This is a genomic window from Flavobacterium sp. ov086, from assembly GCF_900187965.1.
GTDB lineage: Bacteria > Bacteroidota > Bacteroidia > Flavobacteriales > Flavobacteriaceae > Flavobacterium.
In genome coordinates this window covers 94,435-111,012 of sequence record NZ_FZNL01000021.1, presented here as the reverse complement: position 1 = coordinate 111,012, position 16,578 = coordinate 94,435, and the positions used below count along the sequence as shown (strand labels likewise).

Genomic DNA, 16,578 nt, shown 5'->3' with positions numbered 1-16,578 from the left:
TACCCTTATGTTTTAAACAATACTTAAATTTGCAATCCAATTTTTTAACAAATAATAAAAGAATATGTATCATTCAAAAATAGCGGGCTTAGGATATTATGTTCCTTCAAATGTTGTGACCAACGATGATCTGTCTAAGATTATTGACACCAATGATGAGTGGATTCAGGAGCGAACTGGAATTCAGGAGCGCAGACATATCATTCGTGGAGAAGATACCACAACAACAATGGGAGTAAAAGCAGCTAAAATTGCTATAGAACGTTCTGGTATTGCCAAAGAAGATATTGATTTTGTAGTTTTTGCTACATTAAGTCCCGATTACTATTTTCCAGGGCCTGGAGTTTTGGTACAACGTGATTTAGGATTAAGAACTGTTGGAGCATTAGATGTTAGAAATCAATGTTCTGGTTTTGTTTATGCCATTTCTGTTGCTGATCAATATATTAAAACCGGAATGTACAAAAACATTTTGGTAATTGGTTCTGAGGTACATTCAACAGGATTAGACATGACAACTCGCGGACGTGGAGTTTCTGTAATTTTTGGAGATGGAGCAGGAGCAGCAGTTTTAAGTCGTGAAGAAGATTTGACAAAAGGGATTTTATCTACACATTTACATTCAGAAGGGCAACATGCTGAGGAATTAGCTTTGCAGGCACCAGGAATGGGAGCACGTTGGGTAACGGATATTTTAGCTGATAATGATCCGAATGACGAAAGTTATTATCCTTATATGAATGGACAATTTGTATTTAAAAATGCAGTAGTTCGTTTTGCTGAAGTAATCAATGAAGGTTTAGAAGCAAATGGTTTACAGGTTTCAGATATTGACATGTTGATTCCGCATCAGGCAAATTTGAGAATTTCGCAATTCATTCAGAATAAATTCAAATTGAGCGACGATCAGGTTCATAATAATATCCAGAAATACGGAAATACAACTGCGGCATCTATTCCAATTGCTTTAACAGAAGCTTGGGAACAAGGAAAAATCAAATCAGGAGATACAGTTGTTTTGGCTGCTTTTGGTAGTGGTTTTACATGGGCAAGTGCAATTATCAAATGGTAATTTAATTTCATCTTATATTATATTTTAAAACCTGCTCTTTTTGGAGCAGGTTTTTTTATATCCAATTGTCAGTCTGAGCGAAGTCGAAGACCGTGTTCCAATTGGCAAGCCTTCGACTTCGTTCGCGATGACACTTAGGGTAATTAGAAAAAAACTTGAAGCTTGTTGAGGTTGAGGGTTCAGATTTAATTAATATTTTTGTTTTGAAATACTATTATTAGTGTGGTTGCTTCGTTCCTCGCAATGACAAATATTTAATTAAAATGAAAAAAAATCAATTAGAAATAGCTTGTTTCAATTACGAATCGGCAATAATTGCACAAGAAAGTGGTGCTGATAGAATAGAGTTATGCGAGAATATGAAACTTGGAGGAACAACTCCTAATTATATTCTGGCGTTGAAAGTAAGAGAAAATATAGCGATAAAAATGCATGTCATCATAAGACCCAGAGGCGGTGATTTTGTTTATACTGATGAGGAGTTTACAGAAATGAAACAAGATATCAAGCAATTTAAGAAATTGGGAGTTGACGGTTTTGTTTTTGGAATTTTAAAAGCCGACGGAAGCGTTAATAAAAAGCGCAATAAAGAATTAGTCAATCTGGCAAGTCCGCTTTCATGTACTTTTCATCGTGCTTTTGATGTTGTAAAAGACGTTAAGGAATCTCTTAAAGATGTAATTGAATGTGGTTTTAATACCATTTTGACTTCGGGACAAGGTATAAATGTTGAAGAAGGAATTTTTAGTCTGGAGAAAATTCAAAAATGGTCAAAAGATAAAATCGAAATTATGCCTGGTGGAGGTTTACGATCTTCGAATATTAAATTATTACAGGATAAGCTGGAGCCAACTTTTTATCATTCATCGGCGATTACGGATAATACAGAAACTGCTAATCCGGAAGAAGTAAAAGAATTGAAGGATTTTCTATAACACATTAAATAAAAAAGCCTGGAGTTGGCAAACTCCAGGCTTTTCTTTTCTACAAGAAAATTATTCAAAAAATATTAAAATCTACTAATAAAAGTGGAATTAAAACATTCCACCACCACCTTTATTAGTGTTGTCTTCTCTTTGTTTACGTTGAAGGTTTTTGATTTTTGCACCTCCAAAGTTATAAGTCAATCCTAAATAAACTGTTTGACTTTCCCATGTAAATTGTCCTTCTTGAGGGTAAGGATAAATACCGTCAAAAGCATATTTCATTGTGTTGAAAACGTCGTTGAAACGTACACTTATGTTCATTTTATTGTCTAACAAGGTATAACGTGAACCAATGTCCATTTTGTACATTTCTTTTCTGTGTTGTTGAATTTCCTCAACCGGACCTCTGTAAAAACCAAATAATAAAAAGCTTAAACGTTTTGTAGGCTTGAAGTTTGAGTTCATACGAGCATTAAATGCCGATGTTGTTACAGTGCGTTCAAGCGGTGAACTTTTACCTGTGTTCGGATCAAATTCAAATACAACACCGTGTTGTTTTATGCTTGAAAAGTCAATCGATGGTTGGATATCCCACCATTTTGTAAGCTTATAATTTAATGAAGCTTCAAAGCCATAAGAGCTGCTATTGTCATAATTTGCAAAACCTAAAATTTGTTTATATCCGGAATCGTCATTTGGATCAGGACTTAAAGTTCTGCTTATTTGATCATTAATTCGTCTTACAAAAACCCCTGTAGTTATACTTCCCTTTTCAAGAGTTCTTGTGTAGTTTACTTCAACCGAATTGGTGAACTGAGGTCTTAAATTCTGATTTCCGTAAGAGGTTACCAGCGGGGTAGAAAACTCACGAATAGGCTTTGTCTGCTCTAAACTTGGACGGTCAACACGACGACTATAGCTTAATTGCAATACATTTTTCTCATTTAAGTTATAAGTAAAATAAGCTGATGGATACAAAGTGATATAATCATCATTAAAAGTTTTATAACCATAATTAAGATTAGACTTAACCTGGTAGCTTTCAAAACGAGTTCCTATCTGATAGCTGAATTTTTTGTATTTCTGACCAAAAGTTACATAAGCAGAGTAAATATCGGTATCATATGTATAGATAGAAGTTTGATCTTGAGGGTCAGTAACCGCTGGATTAGCTGTATGATAATCGTTATCTGTTCTTGTAATTCTGGCTTCAGCACCAGCTTCAAGAGTAGTTTTTTCGTTCAACGGGTTTACATAATCCACATTGAAAGTACCTAGTTTTCTTTTCTCACCTGTTGCGTCATTGTACACAATGTCTTTAGAGGTATTGTTAGGACTTGTTGTTTTAGTATCAAAACTAGCATCTTGAGTTTCTTTAGTATCACTATAGTTTCCTTCAAAATCTAAAGTATGACCTTCTTTTTTAAAGATGTGTTTGTAAGCTAAATTATAAGTACCGGTTTGATTAGGTCCTTGGTATCTTGCTTTTTGATAAATGTTTTTAATATCCGGGTCACCGTTATTATAATCAATATCAGTTAAGACAATTCCGGTTCCGGTAGATTTATTTTGATTCGTATAAAAAGATAAAGTATTATGATCATCGATTAAATAATCCATACCAACTTTATACAAATAATTGTCATTATCATTAGAGATTTTTAATTTTTGGTTAACATCCTGATCTAATCTTGCAATTCGGCCATTGTTAAAATAAGTTCCAAAATTTTCACCCACATTTCCAAAGAAATTTACTTTCCCGGTTTTATAATTCAAATCTAATGATTGATTGTATTTTGCCGTTTCTCCAAAAGTGATACCACCACTGTAACTTCCATTAAAACCAGTGTTAGCATTTTTGTGTAAAATAATATTGATGATTCCAGACATTCCTTCCGGATTATATTTGGCACTTGGATTTGTAATCAACTCAATTTTTTTGATTGAAGTTGAAGGAATCTGTTTTAATAATTGTGCAGGATCCAGATTGGTAGGTCTTCCGTCAATTAATACACGAACATTGTCATTTCCACGAAGTGAAAGTTTTCCATCCTGATCCACATTCACAGATGGAATGTTGCTCATAATATCAGAAGCAGAAGCTCCGGCAGTTGTCAAATCTTTCCCAACAGTAATTACTTTCCGGTCGATTTTTTGTTCCATTGTCGAGCGCTCCGCTACAATATTAACACCTTTTAGCTGAGTAGCTTCTTCCTCAAGAGATACATTAACTGTAGCAGCTTTTTTGTTATCACTTAAAATTATAGAACCAACATATTTTCTAAATCCAATGTATTGAATTTCTATTGTATAGTTTTTTAAGGCTAAATTTTTAATTGTAAAATCACCATTGTCGTCTGTGTTTACTCCGGTAACTACTTTTCCGTTGTCTTTAATAGAAACTGTAGCATAAGAAATTGGTGCATTATTTGATTTTTCGGTAATTTTTCCAGAGACCGTTCCGGCATTCTGGGCTTGTGCTGTTGCAAATACACCCAGTAATGCAAACAGAAAGAATTTTAGTTTCATATTGTAATAATTGATTTTTTTTGATTGATTGATGATGATGATGATTTTGTTTTTTTAGTTTTGTTCTTTAAATGAATTTAAAGTCCCTATTAAGACTCTTTTATTGTAGATATGTTACAGAAAAATCAAATAAAAAAAGAGATTTATTTATAGATGTTCTGTTTTATAGGAGATTAGCGTTTTGATTTTTTGATAATTTTAACATTCATAACAGTTTGCTTTTTAAGAAATTCTAATCGTTTTCTTGTATTTTATATGTTTTTCATTTTCTGTAATTGATGAATAAGCAGTATCTTTGCTCACTTTAAAAATAAGTTTACATGTCATTATCACAAATTCTTACTCCTTCTATACAAAAAGCAATACAAGCATTATTTGATGTTACTGTTGATAAAATCGAATTTCAAACTACCAGAAAAGAGTTTGAAGGCGATATTACAATGGTAATTTTTCCTTTATTGAAAGTGATCAAAAGCAATCCTGTTGAATTAGGAAATAAAATTGGAAACTATCTGGTTGAAAATCTTCCTGAAGTATCACGTTTTAACGTTGTTTCGGGTTTTTTAAATATTGTAATTGCAGATAGTTATTATTTGAATTTCTTTAATGAAATCAAAGACAATTCTAAATTTGGATATGTAACGCCAAATCCTGATGATAAAGCTATTATGATCGAATATTCTTCGCCAAATACCAATAAGCCTTTACACTTAGGTCACGTTCGTAATAATTTATTAGGATATTCAGTAGCTGAAATTATCAAAGCTTCGGGTAAAAAAGTTTATAAAACGCAAATCATCAACGATCGCGGAATTCATATTTGTAAATCGATGCTTGCGTGGGAAAAATTCGGAAACGGAGAAACTCCTGAAAGTTCAAATTTAAAAGGCGATAAATTGGTAGGTAAATATTATGTTGAATTTGATAAAGCTTACAAAGCAGAAATCAATCAACTGATAGAAGCCGGTAAAACAGAAGAAGAAGCTAAAAAGCAAGCGCCAATTATTGTTGAAGCGCAAGAAATGCTTCGTAAATGGGAAGCTGGTGATGAGCAGGTAATTGCGCTTTGGAAAAAAATGAACCAATGGGTTTATGATGGCTTTGCTACAACTTATACCAATCTTGGAGTTAATTTTGATAAATATTACTACGAAAGCAATACCTATTTGTTGGGGAAAGATGTTGTTCAGGTTGGACTTGATAAAGGTGTTTTCGAAAAAGATCCGGACGGTTCGGTTTGGATTGATTTGACAGATGAAGGTTTAGATCGTAAAATTGTATTGCGTTCAGACGGAACTGCCGTTTACATGACACAGGATATTGGAACTGCGATTCAGCGTGTAAAAGACATGCCGGATGTTGGCGGAATGGTTTACACAGTTGGTAACGAACAGGATCATCACTTTAAAGTTTTGTTTTTAATCTTGAAAAAACTTGGTTTTGACTGGGCTTCAAGTTTATATCATTTATCGTACGGAATGGTTGATTTACCTTCGGGAAAAATGAAAAGTCGTGAAGGAACTATTGTAGATGCTGATGATTTGATGCAGGATATGACTGATACAGCCAAACAAATTTCAGAAGATTTAGGAAAATTAGACAGTTATTCAGCAGAAGAGAAAGCTAAATTGTATAAAACAATTGGTTTAGGTGCGTTGAAATATTACATCTTAAAAGTAGATCCTAAAAAACGTATTTTGTTTAATCCGGAAGAATCTGTTGATTTTGCCGGAAATACTGGTCCTTTTATTCAATATACCTACGCGAGAATTCAATCTATTATTCGTAAATCTGATTTTGATTTTTCGGCTAAAACAAACACAGAAGAATTACACGAAAAAGAAAAAGAATTGGTAAAACAAATCGAGCTTTTTCCGGAAGTAATTCAAAATGCGGCTCAAAATCACAGTCCTGCTTTGATCGCAAATTATACTTACGATTTAGTAAAAGAATATAATTCATTCTATCAATCTGTTCATATTTTAGGGGAGGTTGATTTAACTAAAAAAATATTTAGAGTGCAGCTTTCTCAAAAAGTTGCCGAAGTTATAAAATCGGCTTTTACTTTACTAGGAATAGAAGTTCCGGAGAGAATGTAAGAATCTAAATAATTAACAATAAGAAAAGCCAATAGTTTCTCAACTATTGGCTTTTCTTATTGTTTTTAAAACTTATAATGTCAGATTACACTAATATTATATAATACTTTTGCTACAGGTTTGATCAGGTTAATAATTAGCAAAATATCTCCTTACATTTATTTTTAACTATTTTGAATTAGTAAGCTTTTAGAAGAAAGTAATAAAGGGATAAAACCATCTGGATTGAATTTCAGATGGTTTTTTTATTTAAAGTAGTATCATTTTTAAGCAGTTTACAATTCAAACCAATTGCTGAAAACTTAAAAAAATAACAGTTTTTATGTTTTTATTTAAGTTTTATCTTTTTGATTTTGTTCTTACAAAAAACAGCTTCTATTTGTAAGATAAGGCGCTTAAAGCCAATGACTTCCGTTTAAATTCCTCTCTTGAAACATTTAAATTGTAATATAAATATTATATTTTATAATGTTAAATAAAATAAAATTCTTGTTAAAATTGTATTTTTGTGATAAGTTGCACACTTAAATCAAAAACTCAAAATAATGAAACAAAAATTAAAAGGATTTGTAGTGCTGCTTTTTGTACTCGCTTTGCAATTGACATTTGCTCAAGGAAAAGTAATTACAGGAACGGTTTCCGACAATGCCGGAATACCTTTACCAGGGGTGAGCATTTTAGTTAAAGGAACTAAATCAGGAACACAAAGTGATTTTGATGGGAAGTATTCTATTAAAGCAGAAGGTAATCAAATTTTAATATTTAGTTACATCGGAATGAAGACTCAAGAAATAACAGCAAGCTCTTCAGTAATAAATGTAAAATTAAAAGATGATTCAGTCGAACTTGAAGGGGTTGTTGTTACAACAGCAATGGGAGTTAAAAGAGAAAAAAAATCTCTGGGATATGCAACACAGCAAATTTCTGGAAAAGATTTAGATGGAGGTGCAGGTAATACAAACGTAGCGAATCTTTTGGCGGGTAAAGCAGCTGGGGTTGAGGTTTCGAGAAATACCAATTTTGGTGGATCAACAAATGTTGTTATCCGTGGCAATAAATCTCTTACAGGAAATAATCAGGCTCTTTGGGTTATTGATGGTGTGCCTGTTGATAACACAAGTTCAAATAATTCAAGTCAGGAAACCGGTAGAGGTGGTTATGATTATGGTAATAATGTAGCAGATATTAATCAGGAAGATATTGAAAGTATTAATATTCTTAAAGGTGCCGCAGCAACTGCTTTGTATGGATCCAGAGCAGCAAACGGCGTTGTAATGGTTACTACGAAAAAAGGAAAAAAAGGAGATAATAAAGTTGGTTTTACTTTTTCCAGTAGTATGACAGTTGGAACAGTAGATAAGTCTACATTTCCTAAATATCAAAATAAATATGGCGGAGGTTATGGATTTGGGACATCATTTGTTGACAAAAATACTATACCTACAGTAGATACATCAAATGATGCTTCTTATGGAGATGCTTTTAATGGTAATCAGGTGTATCAATGGGATTCGGTAACACCATATTCAAAAAATTATGGTAAATCTACTGCTTGGAGTGCAGCTCAAAACGGACCTATTTCTTTTTTTAAGTCGGCAATAACAAATACAAATAGTCTTTCTCTTGAAAAAGCTACTGAAAGATCAAGTCTTTCAATGTCTTATGTTAATACGATTCAAACCGGAATATTGCCAAATAGTGAGTTGAAAAAAAATCAGATAAGTGCTCGATTTAGTCAAAAGATCACAGACAAACTTACTGCAAATGCTTATGCTGCGGTAACATTGCAAAATACCGTAGGTAGAAACTCTACAGGTTACAATGATAATATCATGTCGGCATTTAGACAATGGTGGCAAACGAATGTTGATGTAAAAGAATTGCAAAATGTATATAATGCATCCGGAGGTCAAAATATAACCTGGAACTGGGCCGATCCAACAAAGGATCAATTGCAGCCTGCTTATTGGGATAATCCGTATTTCACTCGTTATCAAAATTATTCTTCAGATAATAAAACACGTTTGTTTAGTTACGCCTCTCTTAATTATGAAATAACTCCTTGGTTAAGTGCATTAGGAAGAGTTTCTTTAGACACCTATAAGCAATTGCAAGAAGAGCGAAGAGCTGTAGGATCTACTGCAACAGGTTTTGGATTATCACCAGTTGATGAAAGATCAGGTTACCAGCGATATGATATTAATTTTCAGGAAATCAATTATGATTTTATGTTGAACTTTAATAAAAAATTTGGAGAACATCTAAGCTTAACCGGAGTTTTAGGATCAAACATAAGAAGAAACAATAGAGATAATGTACTTTCTTCTACAATTGGTGGTTTAGTTACTCCCGGTATATATGCTCTTTCTAATTCTAGATTTGAACTGCCTTTTCCTACTGAAGATAAAGCAAAATGGGGAGTTGACGGAGTTTATGCTCAGGCTTCTTTAGGGTATATGGATACTTATTTTATTGATGCTTCTGTTAGAAGAGACGCTTCGTCGACATTGCCAAAAGGAAATAACAGATATGTGTATCCAGCAATCTCAGGATCATTCTTGTTTTCTAATGTAGTAAAGGCAGACTGGCTAAACTTAGGGAAATTTAGATTAAACTACGCTGAAGTTGGTAATGATGCTTTACCATTAAGTTTAGTTAATACTTATGCAAGAAGTTCAAACTTTAACGGACAGCCTATGTATACTTTACCAAATGTTAACAAAAATAGTAATCTTAAACCTGAAAGAACGAAATCATTTGAAGTGGGTTTAGAAACAAGTACTTTGAACAGGCGTTTAGGATTTGATATTACTTATTATAAAACAAATACAGTAGATCAAATTGTATCAGCCGCTGTTCCAGCCGCGTCAGGATATACAAATGCGTGGATCAATGGTGGAAATATAGAAAATTCAGGGTTAGAAATTCAACTTACCGGAACTCCTGTAAAAACGGAAAGTTTCAGTTGGGATATTATTGTAAACTGGTCTAATAACAAAAGTAAAGTTATCTCTTTACCAGGAGGAATTGATAATCTTGAAATTGCTTCTTTCCAGGGAGGAGTTACCGTTAATGCTACTAAAGGGGAGCCATACGGAAGTTTGAAAGGAACTGATTATGTGTATACAAATGGTCAACGAACTGTAGATCAAAAAACGGGAAAGTATTTAATATCCGGTACCTCAGATAATACAATTGGAAATATAACGCCAGATTGGAATGGTGGAGTTAGAAACAGATTTACTTACAAAAATATTTCGATGAGTTTCTTAATCGACACTCAAAAAGGTGGAGATATCTTTTCATTAGATATGTATTACGGACTTGCAAATGGTTTATATCCGGAAACGGCAGCAGGAAATGTTAGAGAAAATGGTATTGTAAATATAGGTGTTGCGCCTAATGGCACTCCTAATACAGTTTCGACAGTAAATAATAATGATACAGCTGATAAAACAGGCCCGGGTGCTTATTCAAGTAATTACGGATACCTTGCTGAACCAACGAAAAATTTTATTTATGATGCTTCTTATGTTAAGTTAAGAGAAGTTTCTATTTCTTATAATTTTCCTAAAAGAGTCTTTGAAAAGACTTTTGTAAATGCAGCTACATTGAGTTTGATAGGTTCTAACTTATGGATCATAAGTAAAAACCTGCCTTATGCAGATCCGGAAAGCGGATTATCATCAGGAAACAAATCGAGAGGTTATTCAGTTGGATCATTGCCTACAACAAGAGATATAGGATTCAACTTAACATTCAAATTTTAATAAAGAAACAAAATGAAAAAAATAGTATATTTTTTAAGTATCGTATTTCTGGTAAGTTCTTGTAGTGATTTGACAGACTTAAATGTCGATGAAAAGAATCCGTCAAAAGTTCCGGCTTCCTCATTATTCACCAGTGCAGCAAAAGGAATCGCAGAACAGGTAGTAAATACAAGTGTTAATAAAAATATTTTTAGACTGGTAAATCAGCAATGGACAGAAACTACCTATATAGATGAATCTGTTTATCAATGGACAACCAGAAAGATTTCTGATAATCATTGGAATGCTTTTTATGCAGGTACTCCTGCTTCTGCCAAGGATGGTTCAATGGGGGATTTAATGCAAGCAAAAATGTTTCTAGAGAATGAAGTTATTGATCCTTCTGATCCACAGTTTGCGGTTAAAACCAGTATTAAAAAGAATCAACTTGCTATGATTGATATCCTGATTGTTTACTCTTATCAAATACTGGTAGATACTTTTGGAGATGTCCCATATTCTGAAGCATTCAAAGGATCTCAAAACTATTTGGGTAAATATGATAAAGCACTAGATATTTATAAAGACCTTATTGTACGTCTGGATAATGACATTGCCAATATCAATGTTTCAAATCCTGGTTTTGGGACAGCTGACATAATTTATGGAGATAAATTAGCTTTGTGGATAAAATTTGCAAATAGTATAAAATTGAAATTAGGAATTAACCTTAAAGCTTCAGGATTGGCAGATACTATTGCAGATGCTGCTATTATTTCGGCTTCAAAAGGTGTTTTTACTTCAAATGCAGATAATGCGAAGATATCTTATGAAAAAAATATTCCCAATACTAATCCCGTATATGTAGAACTAGTGTCGTCAGGAAGACATGATTTTGTACCTGCACAACCTTTTGTAGATGCACTAGTCGCAAAAAATGATCCTAGAACAAAAGTTTATTTTGCTCAAAATTTAGTAGATGATAATGAGGATCCTTTGCCTTATAAAGGCGGGGTAATAGGAGTTAAAAATAGTTTTGGAAAATTTACACATGTAAGCGATAAAATTCAAGCACCGGATTTTAAAGGAACTTATATGGATTATGCTGAGATTGAGTTTTTATTAGCCGAAGCTGTAGAGAGAGGAGTTGCAATAAGTGGTGATGCAGCTTCACATTATACAAAAGCAATTACAGCATCTATGGAAGATTGGGGAGTATTACAAACTGATATAGACACTTATTTGGCTCAATCGACTGTTGCCTATTCAAGCGCTACAGGAACGTGGCAGCAGAAAATAGGTGAACAAGCTTGGTATGCATTATTTAATAGAGGATTTGAAGGATGGACATCAACAAGAAGACTTAATTTTCCAGCTCTTGTTCCGCCATCAAATGCAGATGCTTCTGCCGAAGGTCAGATTCCGTCAAGAATGACTTATCCAATTAGAGAGCAAACTTTAAATGCAACAAATTACAATGCAGCAGCTTCTGCAATTGGAGGAGATAAATTAAAAACAAAATTATTCTGGGATAAAAATTAAATGCATTTTATTGCGTTTATAAGATATTAAAACAAATCCCTATATCGTTTTAAATTATATTGGATTAGTAAACATTTAGTAGAAAACATAAAAGGGTAGGCCGTCTGGAATTCAATTTCAGGCGGCTTTTTTGTATAAAAAAAACCGACAGTATCTAAACTATCGGCTTTTTTACAACTAACACAAACATTTTTATTTTACGAACTTGTTGATGATTGCGTCCGTTTCTGCTTTTGTTGCGTCTGGTTTTAAATCAAACAAAAGAGAATAAAGAGCTTTTCTATCAACTTTAGCTTCTAAGTTTAAGTCTTGGTGTCTATCAAATAGAGTTTGCCATTTGTCACGAACATTTTTCCAAAGTGCATTGTTGGCAACCCACCATTTTTGAGCAGCGATACATTTAACATCCGGAACTTTAGTGTAAACATCCATTCCTTTTTCTTGCGCTAACAAAACATCTTTTCCACTGTCATCTCTAACTAATTTTTCGTTGTCTTGCTCATGATTCCATCCTGTAGCAGTAATTTCGTGTATGTTTCTTCTTTTCAAAACATTATAGTCATTACGTATCGTTTGCTCTCTTCTTGGTAAAGGCGCATCAGCAACATTTGCCCAGTAATCTTGTCCATCAACGTGTACCCAAGTCGAAGAACCTTCGTATCTAGGACTATCATCTACTTGATATACTTTTTGAGTCCATTGTCCTTTAACAGCCTTCTTGTCTAATTTTTTGTATTTCCAAGAAGTTCCTTTGTCAAATGAATATAAATCAGTGTTTTCATACAACCAATCTTGTCTCCAGTGTTTGATGATCATATCATCGCTTACTATTAATAAGTGTTGCATTATAATTTTATTTGGAGTGTCTTCTAAAAGTTCTACCCATTCTAATGCAGATTCGTGTTTAGTTGGTGAAGACTTATATGTAATAGAATCTTTAGGGTATTTAAAAGTTTCTGTAAAATTAAATTTTACTTCATAACAACCACACATTGATTTGATTGACTTAATGTCTTGTTGTTTTTTGTCCTGACTGAAACCAAGGCTGCATGTCAAAGCCATTATGGCTGAAAAATAGAGGCTTTTTGAAATCATAACTTTATTTTTTTGTTTTAAAATTTTTCGCAAATATATGTTTTTTATTTAGAACAAATAAAAATAGTTTCTATATTTGCGCCATTATTAAGACTGAATAAAAATAATGAAAATAAATTTTACCCTTTTTGCTGCTTTTCTTTTTTGTCAAATATCTATTGCGCAGCAAAAAGATACCGTTGCATCTCGAGAAAAACTTTCTGAAGTAGTTGTTACTGGACAGTTTGAGCCACAATCAATTAAAAAGTCAGTTTTTAATGTTCGTGTTATTTCAAGTGCCGATATTCAAAATTTAGCAGCTACTAATTTAGCCGATGTTTTAAATCAATATTTAAATATTACCGTTAGACCAAGTGGCACAAGTGGTCGTTCTACAGTTTCTTTATTTGGTTTGGATGCTCAGTATTTTAAAATTTTGGTAGATAATGTTCCCCTGATTAATGAAGCTGGGTTGGGTAATAATATAGATTTATCTCAGATTAACCTAAATGATGTTGAGCGTATTGAAATTGTCGAAGGCTCGATGGGTGTTAGTTATGGTGCAAATGCTGTAAGTGGTGTTCTAAATATTATTACAAAGAAATCGTCAAAATACAAATGGGGAATTACAGCTTCAGTTCAAGAAGAAACTGTAAATAATGAATATTCTCTCTTTGATGAAGGACGTCATATTCAGTCACTAAGAGTTTCTCATACATTCAATAAAAATTGGTTTGTGTCATTTGGCGTTAATCGTAATGATTTTCAGGGATTTCTTGATGACAAAAATGGAGTTAACTATAGCGAAAATGATGGGTCAAGAGGTTATAGATGGTTACCAAAAGAACAGTTAAATGGTACGGCATTAATTGCTTATCAAAAAGATAATTTCCGCATTTTTTATAAGTTCGAATATTTAGATGAAAATGTAGATTACTACAATAGTACTGTGCAATCTGGATTTAATAGCACTTTGGGATCATATCGTTATGCTGAAGATAAGAGATATTTAACCGATAGATATTTTCATAATTTAAATGCTACCGGTAAGTTATTTTCGCAATTAAATTATAATGTTTCACTTTCACATCAAAAACAAGCACGTGATGTAGAAGATTTTAGATATTATTTGTCGACTAAAGCGGAAGGGAATAACGTTACTGTAAAAGATCAGTCGATGGAAGTTCTTTATTCTACAGGAACTCTAAATAACTTTTTCTCAAATAAAACAATTGACCTTCAATTAGGATACGAGTTTGTAAATAATAAAGGATATTCATTAGTTCAGGAAGCTAATAATATTCTGACACCAGTTCGAAAAACACTTGAAAACTATGATTTCTTTGCGTCTTCTGAAATTATGGCAACAGAAAAGTTCTCTATTCGACCAGGTTTAAGATTTTCTGCTCAGTCAAAATTTGATAATCAGTATGCTTCATCTCTTGGATTAAGATATCTATTTAATAAAGGAATTGAACTTCGCGGTTCTTACGGGAACTCTTTCAGAACACCAACTTTTGAGGAATTATACTCAAAACAAATTTTTGATGGGCATTTTTTTACAGGAAACGAAAACTTAATTCCTGAAACAAGTACTTCTTATGAAGCAAGTCTTAAAAAATCGACCTTATTTTCATCTGGAGAGCAGCTTTCAAACACATTTGCAGGAAGTTATTTGAGTGTTGACGACAGAATTAGTATGGCATTGGTGCGATTTAATCCAGACACCGGAAACCCGGAATATGAATATATCAATATTAGCAAATATAGAATGTGGAATTTCTCTACAATGAATCAGTTCAGAAAAGACAATCTAACATTCAATTTTGGTGCTGCATTTATTGGAATTTCTCAGGAAATAAAAAATCAAGTATTTGTCTCAGATGATAAATTTCTTTACTCATTTAATTTGAACGCCAGTGTTTCTTATATAATTCCAAAATGGAAGACTGTATTTTCAGGATATTATAAATACAATGGTAAAACCCAGCAATTTATTGAGGGTAGTTCATCTTATATTTTATCTAAAATAGATCCAAGCAATTGGCTTGATGCTACAATTAGACAAAATTTTTTCAAAGATCATTTTGAAGTAACAATTGGAGCCAGAAATATTTTTGATATAACAAATGTCACTCAAACGGGAACGGGTAGTGCTGCAGGCCATGCAGGAACTGGAGAAATTATGCTTGCCTATGGGCGTTCCTATTTCTTAAAATTAGCGTATAACCTTAATCTTTAATATAAATATATAATACAATGAAAAAACTTTTATTTTTATCAATCGCATTATTATCACTAGCATCTTGTTCAAGTGACGACGATACTCCTGTTGAAGTACCAACTGTTGGAGAAACATTAAAAGAAACTGTAGGTGGCCCAAATCAGCCAAATCAGGTTTATCTTGATTTAAGTGCTGCTGAATCTAAATCTGTAAATAGAGCCGCTTGGGACTTTGGATTTTCTTCAGGTTCAGAATTTAGAGTAATCCTTAATGGTTCTCTTAAAATGGCTGCTAAACAATTAGCAACTTCAGATATTACCTTACCACAAGTAGTTGATGCAAAAGTTTTGGCTATAGGAGGAGAAAATCTTTCGTCAAATGGATATGTTGATAATCCGACAGGAGTTTTGGTAGGAGCAGGGGCTGGAATTGGAACTGCAATTGCTGAAATTTCGGCTACAGATGCTGATAACAAAGTTTACTTAGTAAATTTAGGATTAGCAGTTTCTACCACAAAACCAGCGGTTGGTTCAGTAAGTGTGGACGGTGAAGCAAGAGGATGGAAAAAAGTTAGAATTTTAAGAAGTGGTAATGGTTATAAAATTCAATATGCTGATTTAGCTTCTGCAACTTTTACAGAAAAAACTATTTCTAAAGAAGCAGCATTTAATTTTTCATTTTTCAGTTTAACTTCAGGGAATACTGTTTTGGTTGAGCCAGAAAAAACTAAATGGGATTTGAATTTTACTACTTTCACAAATTATACTCAAGGTGAAAAAGGAGAAGTGACTTATGGATATTCTGACTTTATCACTTCTAATGTAAAAGGAGGGACACAAGTGTATCAAGTTTTAGTTGCTGCAGGTGGATCTTATGCTGATTTTACAAAAGCTAAAGTTGACGAAGCTAGTTTTGCTGTTTCTGCAAAAGATCAAAGAGTAATTGGTTCTAGCTGGAGAAACGGCGGTGGGCCAACTTCTTTACCAAGCATTAGAACAGATCGTTTTTATGTAGTTAAAGATGTAGCCGGTAACTACTACAAAGTTAAATTTCTTGCTATGACAAATGATGCAGGTGAAAGAGGAAATATAGCTTTAGAGTATGCCATCTTGAAATAATTCATAATGAAAAATCTAAAGAACATACAGATTATTTCATTCTACTATATGATGCTTTACATCAAAAATTTAGTTAATCATTAGCTTTGTTTTTTTTATTTTTTTTTGATAAAGAGGTTAGATTCGTCTAGCCTCTTTTTTTGCTTTTACTTCAAATAAAATGCGCCAAACATTCATTTTTAGTCCTATCTTTGCGCATATTTTTTTACAAGCAATTAACAGGGATTTAAAATATGGTTTAATTC

General features: G+C 32.9%; 9 protein-coding genes. 7 read left to right on the top strand and 2 right to left on the bottom strand.

Going from position 1 to position 16,578, the window contains the following annotated elements:
* The first annotated feature begins 64 nt into the window (after positions 1–64).
* Entirely contained in the window at positions 65–1,072 is a 1,008-nt protein-coding gene (locus CHB81_RS20405; protein ID WP_089353685.1) for a 3-oxoacyl-ACP synthase III family protein, read from the top strand.
* A 263-nt stretch (positions 1,073–1,335) separates the two neighbouring features.
* Complete coding sequence (locus CHB81_RS20400; protein WP_089353684.1) at positions 1,336–2,007, top strand: copper homeostasis protein CutC; 672 nt, start codon at positions 1,336–1,338, stop codon at positions 2,005–2,007.
* A gap of 99 nt (positions 2,008–2,106) precedes the next feature.
* Here the strand turns inward: CHB81_RS20400 and CHB81_RS20395 are convergent, their stop codons facing one another.
* Positions 2,107–4,527 carry a TonB-dependent receptor gene (locus CHB81_RS20395; protein ID WP_089353683.1) on the bottom strand — a complete coding sequence of 807 codons (2,421 nt, stop codon included), beginning with the start codon at positions 4,525–4,527 and terminating at the stop codon, positions 2,107–2,109.
* 320 nt (positions 4,528–4,847) lie between these two features.
* Between CHB81_RS20395 and argS the strand changes: the two genes are divergently transcribed.
* From argS to CHB81_RS20380, 3 genes are all read left to right on the top strand, one after another.
* The gene (argS, locus tag CHB81_RS20390) at positions 4,848–6,626 is read left to right on the top strand and encodes an arginine--tRNA ligase (protein ID WP_089353682.1); all 1,779 of its coding nucleotides are present in this window, start codon (positions 4,848–4,850) and stop codon (positions 6,624–6,626) included.
* Between the two features lie 545 nt (positions 6,627–7,171).
* Positions 7,172–10,396 (top strand): SusC/RagA family TonB-linked outer membrane protein, encoded by a 3,225-nt coding sequence (locus CHB81_RS20385; RefSeq protein ID WP_089353681.1) that lies wholly within the window; start codon positions 7,172–7,174, stop codon positions 10,394–10,396.
* A gap of 12 nt (positions 10,397–10,408) precedes the next feature.
* Positions 10,409–11,917 (top strand): SusD/RagB family nutrient-binding outer membrane lipoprotein, encoded by a 1,509-nt coding sequence (locus CHB81_RS20380; RefSeq protein ID WP_089353680.1) that lies wholly within the window; start codon positions 10,409–10,411, stop codon positions 11,915–11,917.
* Positions 11,918–12,109: 192 nt separating this feature from the next.
* On the opposite strand, the gene CHB81_RS20375 is transcribed toward CHB81_RS20380, so the two are convergent.
* Complete coding sequence (locus tag CHB81_RS20375) at positions 12,110–13,012, bottom strand: DUF6607 family protein (RefSeq protein WP_089353698.1); 903 nt, start codon at positions 13,010–13,012, stop codon at positions 12,110–12,112.
* Positions 13,013–13,118: 106 nt separating this feature from the next.
* Here CHB81_RS20375 and CHB81_RS20370 point away from each other — a divergent pair, with 106 nt between their 5' ends.
* Together CHB81_RS20370 and CHB81_RS20365 are read left to right on the top strand one after the other, a co-directional pair.
* A complete protein-coding gene (locus CHB81_RS20370; RefSeq protein ID WP_089353679.1) occupies positions 13,119–15,233 on the top strand; it encodes a TonB-dependent siderophore receptor in 2,115 nt (704 codons plus the stop codon).
* Between the two features lie 17 nt (positions 15,234–15,250).
* Positions 15,251–16,333 (top strand): HmuY family protein, encoded by a 1,083-nt coding sequence (locus tag CHB81_RS20365; RefSeq protein ID WP_089353678.1) that lies wholly within the window; start codon positions 15,251–15,253, stop codon positions 16,331–16,333.
* Positions 16,334–16,578: the final 245 nt, after the last annotated feature.